1 pseudogene is annotated in these 460 nt (G+C 52.0%); it reads left to right on the top strand.

The features are described from left to right. Positions 1-209: 209 nt before the first annotated feature. A pseudogene (locus tag AC1D0P_RS29280) lies at positions 210-460 on the top strand (hypothetical protein); the annotation flags it as partial.

Genomic DNA, 460 nt, shown 5'->3' with positions numbered 1-460 from the left:
CGCCTAACCCGTCAAATTCACTGCGACGTAACGCTAGACCAGTTCGGGCAACATTGCCTGGCTGTAAATCGCCCAGATTTGCTGTAATTTGAAGCCCTAAGTTGCTTCGACAAAGTTTCAAAACTCGACATCGACCACAGCGTCCTTCTTCAAAGACAAAGTCAATCAGAGCCGATGCACTCAACGGCTCACTCGCTAAGGTTACAGTATTGACCAACCCATCATCACCACAGATCGCCCGATCATTCCGCGACCTCTCGGACGAGGAGGTCGCGGATAACGAAAAAGCATCGATCCTTTCCAGGATGGGGTGGACCGGCAGCTTTGGCTGGGAGGAACTATTGCGTTCCCAGCGCATCCTGATGGTTTCAGAGGCCGGCGCAGGAAAAACACACGAATGCAGAGCCCAACAACAAAGACTTTGGAGTGAGGGACAGCCAGCCTTTTTTCTGGATCTAGC

It is taken from the genome of Polaromonas sp. P1_G2 (assembly GCF_056405515.1).
This window is presented reverse-complemented; position numbering and strand designations above follow the sequence as displayed.